This window comes from Dehalococcoidales bacterium, from assembly GCA_030698765.1.
Lineage (GTDB): Bacteria > Chloroflexota > Dehalococcoidia > Dehalococcoidales > UBA2162 > JAUYMF01.
Map to the genome: position 1 here is coordinate 1 of JAUYMF010000163.1, position 8,474 is coordinate 8,474.

Sequence of the window (8,474 nt, forward strand, 5' to 3'; positions counted from 1 at the left end):
CACACTCTTTTACTGCTTTATCGGTATACTTCTCTACCCACTGGAATACGGTCGAACTGGACGGGGTATTATCGTATTCCGGTTGTGATTGTAGGTGTTCCCGAATCTCGTTAAGACTGAGACCTTTGTAGTACATATCAAGAGCCGATGACACTTGATTAGCAGGAGTCTTCATACCGAATAGGGAATTGTTAGGCATGAATTTACGCTCGCAGTCGTTGCAGTAGTAGTATTGGGTGTCCTTGTACTTCCCGTACTTTCGGACGTTTTCCGATTGGCAATATTTACAAACTACATTATTCTCCATCGTGTACCTACCTTACCAGATTGGGTTATAGGGCGACCTGCATACTCTGATAGGGTCTCAACTACCTGTTGCTCCAAGCCCTGCACCTTAATATTTCCCCTACGGATTATCCTTGTCATTCTGCCAATAAAATCAGGATCAAGTATGAAGCACTTATCCAAAACACGGAAACCGACAGTAACATTCTCGTGTCCCTGTCTTACACGAAAATACCTATTAAGTATGGTCTCCAACTCTAGACTCATTACTTCGGAGCGTAACACGCTTAATTGGTTAAGTAATGACCGCAGTTTTTTGTCGTTAATTTTTACGTCCTGCAAGTAAGTGTTACCTGTTATAAGATTTCCTGCCTGTTGCCCCTCCATATTTTCTATATCCTGCTGGCTGTAAAGGTTATCCAACTCTGACTTAATAGTATCCAAGTAATTACGATTAAAGGCTATTTGCTTATTTTGTGCTTGGATAAAAGGTAACACTTCATTAACTAAATCCTGCTCTCTCTTTTTTATCGCCTGAATAGTTAGGTATAATTGTTTTGCTGTGGTCTCTTTGTCATCATGCAGCAACACCCATAAAACAAAGGCGACAAGAGACAGGAGGATTATGATTACAGCTATGTTATCCACCCAACCCGCCTCCATGCGCAACCAAGCTATGATTTTGTCTAATAATAATTCCTCTAGTACAAGAACTACCCCATGAAGAATAATTCCCGTGACATTCCCCAACTTGCGGAAGCGATACAACCTGATTCTTAAGCGCATTTATACCAATTCCTGCCAGCTTACTCAGCCAGCAGTATAGCACCTTGAAAAGTAGCTTGCAACTATAAACGAGTAGAAGGGTTTTGTGGTGGTGCTTGCCTCCCCGATATATAGAGTGCTATAATCCTTGCTTTGGGGAGGGGGATTGTGCTATTATTTGAACGGTGCTGGCTCGTGTAATGGTCAGCCTGTAGAGGAGGCCCAAGATTTACGCTATCGTTGAGACGGGTGGTAAACAGTATAAGGTAACCTCCGGCCAGGTTGTGGACGTTGACCACCTGGACATGGCTGAGGGTGATACCGTCGAACTTGATAAAGTGTTGCTGGTCGGTGATGGTGATGCGGTGACCGTAGGTACGCCTACTGTTGACGGAGCTAAGGTAATGGCTACCGTACAGGGGCAGGGAAAAGCCAAAAAGGTTATCGTTTTCCACTATAAACCAAAGACGCGTTACCGGAAGAAGACGGGACACCGGCAGCTATACACCAGGCTGACAATTGACGAAATCGTCGGGCCGGGCGCGGAACAGGCTGAGGCGGCTGGAAAGACCCGGCGGCGCAAGAAAGAGGTGACTGAAAGTGGCACATAAAAAAGGTGGCGGGCGTACCCGTAACGGCAGAGACAGTCAATCAAAGAGGCTCGGCGTCAAGAGATATGCCGGGGAGAGCGTTAATGCCGGAACTATTCTGGTTCGTCAGCGGGGAACCCGTATTCATCCGGGCAATAATGTCGGCACGGGGAGAGACTATACCCTCTTTGCCCTGATTAACGGTATTGTTAAGTATGAGCCTGCCAGTAACAACCGGAGGAAGGTCAGCGTTTACGCTGCTTAGACAATTATGAAAGAGAAGATTCACCCCAAATACTATGAAGATGCCCAGGTGGTCTGCGCCTGTGGCAACACTTTTACGACCGGCTCCACCAAAAAAATGATGAAGGTGGAGGTATGCAGCAAGTGCCATCCTTTTTTCACCGGAGAGCGTAAACGGGTGGATGTCACCGGGCGGGTGGAAAGATTCAAACGGCGCTACGGGATAAAGGGCTGAAGCTTTCCGTGGTCTCAGCGGGATTCAGAGGATATGAGCAGGAGCGGCCTTAATAAGCCGCTCCGTTCTGTTTATTAAGGAAGGTTGTTCATGGCAGAGCGATTCTATTACGGCGGACAGGCAGTGCTGGAGGGGGTGATGATGCGCGGGCAGAAAGCTGCGGTGACGGTGGTGCGCCGTCCTGACGGGGAACTGGCGGCTGATACACGGATGCTTTCGGCTATCTACACGGGCCGGATGAGAAAGTCGCCGTTACTGCGGGGTATCATCGTCCTGGTTGAGGCGATGGTGCTCGGGGTCAGGTCACTGTTTTACTCGGCTAACGTGTCTCTTGAAGAAGAGGGTGAGGAAGTTTCCGGTCCAATGGTCTGGCTGATGGTGATTGCTTCTTTGGCTCTGGCAGTGGGACTGTTCTTTATCGCCCCTCTTTTTTTAACCAGGCTGCTCAATATCAGCTCATCCCTGGTGTTTAACCTGGTGGACGGCGTTATCCGTGTGGCTATTTTCATCGCTTATCTTAAAGTAATGGCGCTTTTACCTGACATCAAGCGGGTATTTGCCTATCATGGCGCAGAGCATATGACGATAAATGCTTATGAAGCGGGCGTGCCGCTGGAGGTGGAGGCAATCAGGAAATACGGCACAGCCCACGTCCGTTGCGGTACCAGTTTTCTCTTCGCCGTGCTGATTATCTCTATCGTCGTCTTTGCCCTTATTGGTCTGCATTCGCCCTTGCTGATGGTACTGTCACGGCTGGTGCTAATCCCGGTTATCGCGGCTCTGGGCTATGAAGTGGTCTATTTCAGCGCCCGGTATACCGGTAACGGTCTGGTCAGGGCTATTCTGGCTCCCGGACTGTGGCTGCAGTCGCTGACCACCAGGGAACCGGATGATACTCAACTGGAAGTCGCCCTGTCCGCGCTGAAGAGGGTTATGGAGATTGACGGTGAGCAGGAATCCCCGGTTGGTTGCGGAAATCATTGTACATAATAGTCCGCTCGTCCTGAGCCTGTCGAAGGGCGAGCCGGTGGTTCGACAGGCTCACCATAAACGGCTCGCATAATAACAGCTATTATTGCAACCGGGCACTAGTACGTTGTAATACTTAATCCTTCGTTTAAGAGATAGCCACCAAAACTGTCATTGCGAGGACGAAGCCCGAAGCAATCCGCCACCCCGAGAAACGGATTGCTTCGCTACGCTCGCAATGACGGTTGGTACAATTTAAGTGATACAAGCTACTAGTCCGCCTTTCTCAACGGCTGGAAGAAGCAGCTTTGATTGCCGGTATGGCATACTGGGCCTATCGGTTGCGCTTTGACCAGAATGGCATCAGTGTCACAATCCTTCCAGACCTCTCTCACTTTCAGGTAGTTGCCCGAGGTGGCTCCCTTATGCCATAGCTCCTGCCGGCTGCGACTGTAAAACCAGACATCATCCCCGGATAGGGTTTTGCCCAGGGCTTCTTCGTTCATGTAGCCAAGCATTAACACCTCACCGCTCTCCGCATCCTGAATGATGGCCGGTATCAGACCCTTTTCGTCGAATTTTATATCGTCCATGTTATTCTACCCCTTTTGATATAGCCTGTCTGATAATGTCATTGCGAGCCATCCGCCACAGGCGGAGGCGAAGCAATCCGAGCGGGGTTAAAAACCCATCCCGTCGCAGATTGCTTCGTCACTTCGTTCCTCGCAATGACAGTGCATTTTCAACCTTCCCGGCGAGTGTTGTAAAGTACTCATGATCGGGTCTGAGGGAGCACATTCGCTTCGCTCAGTGTAAACTAAGCGACTGAAGAATCCCCGGGTGGGGTTAACAATGAAGTTCTCATTTTCCCCCAACCGGGGCTCTTCGCTTCGCTCAGTATGACAATACGACATTTTCGGGGCTTAAACTCTTCAGTCAAGTCAGCCCACAGCCTCTATCGCCTGTTTCAGGTTGATGTCTCGGGTGTAAAGCGCCCGGCCGACGATAGCACCCTCCGCGCCGAGCTTTTTCAGGACTTTAAGGTGGGTCAGAGATGAAATCCCGCCGGAAGCAATAACCGGTACCCTGATGGCATCCGCCAGTTCCAGAAAAGCGCTGAAGTTAGGCTCGGTGAGAGTGCCGTCCCGCCCGATGTCGGTGTAGATGAAGCGCTTGACTCCCCGCTTTATCATGGCCCTGGCCATTTCTACGGCTCCCAGTTTGGTTGCCTGCTGCCAGCCGCGCGTGGCTACCCAGCCCTCCCTGGTATCAATACCGACGATTATAGAATCGCTGAAACGGCGGCACGCTTCCCTGACCAGTTCAGGGTCTTCCACCGCTGCCGTGCCCAGGATAACACGATCGATTCCGGCTTTGAGCAGACGTTCCACCGTTTCCATACGGCGTATGCCGCCGCCCAGTTGCATTGGTATCATTATTCCCCTGGCAAGCTCTTCAATAATTGCCCGGTTGCCCGGTTCACCGCTGGCGGCGCCATCCAGGTCAACGATGTGCAGCCGGGGAGCACCCATTGACTGCCACTTCAGGGCTACTTCCAGCGGATCATCCGAGAAGACGGTTTCCCTATCATAGTCACCCTGGTAGAGGCGGACGCACCTGCCGCCTTTAAGGTCAATGGCCGGAATTATTTCTATTTAGATTACCTCACAGGTTGATATTGGAATACTTGCGCCAGGGCCGGCTGTTAAGGGCTTTGTTATCCTTGTTTTTATCCTCCAGGATGTCCAGCGCCCGGTTTATCATCTTCCGGGTGTCCGCGGGCATGATGATATCATCAATATAGCCGCGCTCGGCGGCGTGGTACGGGTTCTCATAAAGGTCACTGTATTCCTTTATTCTTTTGGCGCGGGTTTCCGCCGGGTTCTCGGCCTCCTTAATCTCCCGGGCGAAGATAACGCTGGCGGCGGTTTCAGCGCCGACGATGGTGACGCGGGCCGTTGGCCAGGCAAAGACCAGGTCAGCGCCGATACTTTTATCGAGCATACCGTAGTGGGCGCCGGCGTAGGACTTCCTCAGCATCACTGAAATCAGGGGTATGGTAGCATCCGCCCAGGCGAAGAGCAGCTTGGCGCCGTGGCGCAGGATTCCCTTCCAGTCCTGTTCGGAGCCAATCATGTAGCCGGGGCAGTCGCCCAGGGTGACCACCGGAATATTAAAGAGGTCACAGAACCTGACGAACCGGGCGCCTTTGTCAGCGGCATGAGTATCGATGACTCCGGCGGCTTTCATCGGCTGGTTGGCGAAGATGCCCACCGGCCGGCCGTTGAAACGGGCGAAGCCGGTGATGACACTGGTGGCGTGCAGTCCCAGGGTTTCCAGGAAAAAGCCGTCATCCACGATTTTCCGGATTACCTCAAACATATCATAGGGCTGGTTGGGGCGGTCCGGGATGAGGCTGTCCAGCTCGGGGATGACCCTTTCCGGGTCGTCCTTCGTTTCCAGGCGGGGTGGCTTTTCCCGGTTATTGCCCGGCAGTAAGGAGAGCAGCCCCTTGCACCTGTCCAGGGCGTCCTTATCATCTTCGGCCACGATATGGCTCTGCCCGGATTTAATGGCATGGGCTTTGTAGCCGGAGAGTTCCTCAAGTCCGATTTTCTCGCCCAGCTGCGTTTCCACGAAGGCGGGCCCGGCGATGCCCATGAAGCCGGTATTCCTGCATTGAATGATGAAGTCCTGCATTACCGGGTGGTAGGCCTGTCCTCCCAGGCAGGGTCCCATGAGCAGGGCTATCTGGGGGATAACACCCGAAGCCATGATTTGCGAGCGGAACGTCCAGCCGTAGGCTTCCAGCGTGTCCATCCCTTCCTGTAGTCTGGCACCGCCGGAGTCATTCATGCCGACGAAGGGCCACCCGTGCTCCTTGGCGAAGTCAATGGCATGGGCCAGCTTCTTGCCGTGATACTCGCCGAAGGTGCCCGCCATGGCCATGTAATCTTCAGCCATAGCGACCACATACCGGCCGTTTACTTTGCCGAAGCCGGTGACGATCCCCTCCGCCGGTATTTCCCTCTTGTCCATGCCGAAGGCGGTGGTCCGGTTCTTGACGAATAAGCCGATTTCGGTGAAAGTTCCTTTGTCAAAGAGGTAGTCTATTCTTTCCCGTGCAGTCCATTGCCCGCCCTGGTGGCGCTTTTCGATTGCCTCGGCGCTCCCCATCTCCGTTATTTTCTGTCTCTTTTTCTGGTACTCCTCAATCAGGTCCCTGGTTGTTGCCATTTGCCAGACCTCCCTTGAGACTAAATTTTGTCTGCCTAATGAGTCTCATGAACCAGCGTGGTCTACCCTAACCCCACCCGCTCTTTGACCAGCGCCAGTGTTTTCTCAGCCATCGGGCGGACACGGTCAGCGCCTTCCTTGAGCAGGGAATCGATGTAGGCAGGGTCGGCTGTTAATTCGGCGTAGCGCTTTTGCAGTGGTTTCAGCCCCTCCACCACCACCTCACCGACCTCTTTTTTCAAGTCGGCATAACCCTTGCCGGTAAAGAGGGCTTCGATGTCCTTTCGATTTATCCCGCTAAAAAGCTCGTAGATAACCAGCAGGTTATAAACGCCGGGCCGGTTCTCATCGAAGCTGATGTCCTTGAGAGAATCGGTGGTGGCGCGCATCAGCTTTGCCCTGATGACATCGGGAGAATCGAGCAGGTTGATGGCGTGGTTGGAAGAGGTCTCGCTTTTACTCATCTTCTGAGTGGGGTCATCTAACCCCATAATACGGGCGCCTATCTCAGGAATGACCGGTTCGGGCAGCTTGAAAGTCTCGCCGTAGATTGAGTTGAAACGCTGCGCTACATCTCTGGCCAGCTCGACATGCTGCTTCTGGTCTTCGCCAACCGGCACGACGTCCGTATCATAAAGCAGGATGTCCGCTGCCATCAGCGCCGGATAACCGAAGAGGCCGGTACTTACCTGCTCCTTCTGTTTCTGTGATTTCTCCTTGAATTGGGTCATCCGTTGCATCCAGCCCATGGGGATGAAGCAATTGAGGATCCAGGCTAGTTCAGAATGGGCGCAAACGTGAGACTGGATGAACAGGTCTGACCGTTTGGGGTCGATACCCGCCGCTAATAACAGGCCGGAAAGCTCGCGAGTCTTCGCCTTCAAGACCTTCGGGTCCTGCGGTACCGTGATAGCGTGCAGGTCCACTATACAGAAAATGTTATCGTAGGTGTCTTGCCTTTTTACCCACTGACTGATGGCACCCAGATAATTGCCGATATGGATATTCCCCGTCGGCTGGATGCCCGAGAAAACGCGTGGTTTTATCATCAGTTCTCCTAACTTGAAAAAGTGTAACATAAAGGGAGCGCAACGACAAGATAAGCGACCTCGTCACGGGCATTAAATACTCAACAAGAGTGCTTACGGATGATCAGCGGGGTGGTTGTCCTTTCGGAAACAGCCTTGTTCTACATCGTCTCCGGGGCATTCATCCCCATGAGGTGGAGTGTTTTGGCCAGGATAATCTTGGCGGCCTCTACCAGCTTGAGGCGGGCTTTGGTCAGGGGTTCGTTGCGTGAGACGACGCGGCATTGCATGTAGAAGCTGTGGAATACGGTGGCCAGGTCCTGGGCGTAGTAGGGAAGGTGATGAGGCTCTAAAGTGGTCGTTATTGTCTCAATAATCTCGGGCAGGAGCAAGAGCTTGCGTATCAGGGTTAATTCCGGCTCGGTGGTTATCAGGGCTACATCCCCGTCACTGTAATCAATGCCCTTCTCTTTGGCCAGGCGCAGGATACTGGCAATGCGGGCATGGGCGTACTGGACGTAGTAGACGGGATTATCGGCAGACTGTTTCTTGGCCAGTTCGAGGTCGAAGTCCATCTGGCTGTTGGCGGAGCGGGAGAGAAAGAAGAACCGGCAGGCATCACTGCCCACCTCTTCCACCAGCTCCCGCAGGGTAATCAGTTCACCGCTGCGCTTGGAAACGCGCACTATCTCGCCACCGCGGCGCAGGGTGACCATCTGGCCGATTATTACCTCCAGCCGCTCCGGGTCAATGCCCATAGCGCCGATGACGGCTTTCATCCGGGACACGTGGCCCTGATGGTCAGCCCCCCAGATGTTGATTACCTTGTCAAACTTACGCTCCAGGAACTTGTTGAAGTGGTAGGCAATATCGGCGGCAAAGTAGGTGGGCGAACCATCACTGCGTATCACCACGTTATCCTTATCTTCGCCCAGGGCAGTGGAGACAAACCAGGTGGCGCCTTCCTTTTCGCTGATGTAGCCTCCATCGTGAAGGAGCGCCATCGCCGTCCGGTACTGTCCCTCTTTATACAGGCTGCTTTCACTGAACCAGACATCAAACGTTACCCCCAGCAGCTCAAGGTCGGTCTTTATCTGCTCCAGCATTCTGTCCAGCCCGAGC

The 8,474-nt window shown here is 52.9% G+C and carries 9 protein-coding genes and 1 pseudogene; 4 read left to right on the forward strand and 6 right to left on the reverse strand.

Going from position 1 to position 8,474, the window contains the following annotated elements; all coding sequences use genetic code 11:
• Positions 1-291 precede the first annotated feature (291 nt).
• Positions 292-1,071: a hypothetical protein gene (locus Q8Q07_07920; GenBank protein ID MDP3880210.1), complete on the reverse strand. Its 780-nt coding sequence runs from the start codon at positions 1,069-1,071 to the stop codon at positions 292-294.
• A gap of 206 nt (positions 1,072-1,277) precedes the next feature.
• Between Q8Q07_07920 and rplU the strand changes: the two are divergent.
• The 4 genes and pseudogenes from rplU to Q8Q07_07940 all read left to right on the forward strand — a co-directional run bounded on the left by rplU (position 1,278) and on the right by Q8Q07_07940 (position 3,108).
• Positions 1,278-1,580 (forward strand): annotated as a pseudogene (gene rplU, locus Q8Q07_07925) (50S ribosomal protein L21).
• A gap of 70 nt (positions 1,581-1,650) precedes the next feature.
• On the forward strand, positions 1,651-1,905 hold the full coding sequence (gene rpmA, locus Q8Q07_07930) for a 50S ribosomal protein L27 (GenBank protein ID MDP3880211.1): 255 nt from the start codon (positions 1,651-1,653) through the stop codon (positions 1,903-1,905).
• Positions 1,906-1,911: 6 nt separating this feature from the next.
• Positions 1,912-2,118 carry a 50S ribosomal protein L31 gene (rpmE, locus tag Q8Q07_07935; protein MDP3880212.1) on the forward strand — a complete coding sequence of 69 codons (207 nt, stop codon included), beginning with the start codon at positions 1,912-1,914 and terminating at the stop codon, positions 2,116-2,118.
• Between the two features lie 90 nt (positions 2,119-2,208).
• Positions 2,209-3,108, forward strand: coding sequence for a DUF1385 domain-containing protein (locus tag Q8Q07_07940; GenBank protein MDP3880213.1), 900 nt, complete (start codon positions 2,209-2,211; stop codon positions 3,106-3,108).
• 251 nt (positions 3,109-3,359) lie between these two features.
• Here Q8Q07_07940 and hisI read toward each other — a convergent pair whose 3' ends face one another.
• The 5 genes from hisI to argS all read right to left on the reverse strand — a co-directional run.
• Positions 3,360-3,680, reverse strand: coding sequence for a phosphoribosyl-AMP cyclohydrolase (gene hisI, locus Q8Q07_07945; protein ID MDP3880214.1), 321 nt, complete (start codon positions 3,678-3,680; stop codon positions 3,360-3,362).
• Between the two features lie 348 nt (positions 3,681-4,028).
• A complete protein-coding gene (gene hisA / locus Q8Q07_07950; GenBank protein MDP3880215.1) occupies positions 4,029-4,742 on the reverse strand; it encodes a 1-(5-phosphoribosyl)-5-[(5-phosphoribosylamino)methylideneamino]imidazole-4-carboxamide isomerase in 714 nt (237 codons plus the stop codon).
• Between the two features lie 10 nt (positions 4,743-4,752).
• A complete protein-coding gene (locus Q8Q07_07955) occupies positions 4,753-6,324 on the reverse strand; it encodes an acyl-CoA carboxylase subunit beta (GenBank protein ID MDP3880216.1) in 1,572 nt (523 codons plus the stop codon).
• Positions 6,325-6,386: 62 nt separating this feature from the next.
• Positions 6,387-7,373, reverse strand: a complete 987-nt coding sequence (trpS, locus tag Q8Q07_07960; protein ID MDP3880217.1) for a tryptophan--tRNA ligase — start codon at positions 7,371-7,373, stop codon at positions 6,387-6,389.
• A gap of 140 nt (positions 7,374-7,513) precedes the next feature.
• On the reverse strand, positions 7,514-8,474 hold a 961-nt coding region (argS, locus tag Q8Q07_07965; protein MDP3880218.1), incomplete at its 5' end, for an arginine--tRNA ligase.

What these genes read in the sequence shown, in the direction of transcription:
- rpmE (MDP3880212.1), top strand. Translation starts at nt 1,912, where the DNA reads ATGAAAGAGAAGATTCACCCCAAATACTATGAAGATGCCCAGGTGGTC.
- Q8Q07_07940 (MDP3880213.1), top strand. Translation starts at nt 2,209, where the DNA reads ATGGCAGAGCGATTCTATTACGGCGGACAGGCAGTGCTGGAGGGGGTG.
- Q8Q07_07955 (MDP3880216.1), bottom strand. Translation starts at nt 6,324, where the DNA reads ATGGCAACAACCAGGGACCTGATTGAGGAGTACCAGAAAAAGAGACAG.
- hisI (MDP3880214.1), bottom strand. Translation starts at nt 3,680, where the DNA reads ATGGACGATATAAAATTCGACGAAAAGGGTCTGATACCGGCCATCATT.
- Q8Q07_07920 (MDP3880210.1), bottom strand. Translation starts at nt 1,071, where the DNA reads ATGCGCTTAAGAATCAGGTTGTATCGCTTCCGCAAGTTGGGGAATGTC.
- trpS (MDP3880217.1), bottom strand. Translation starts at nt 7,373, where the DNA reads ATGATAAAACCACGCGTTTTCTCGGGCATCCAGCCGACGGGGAATATC.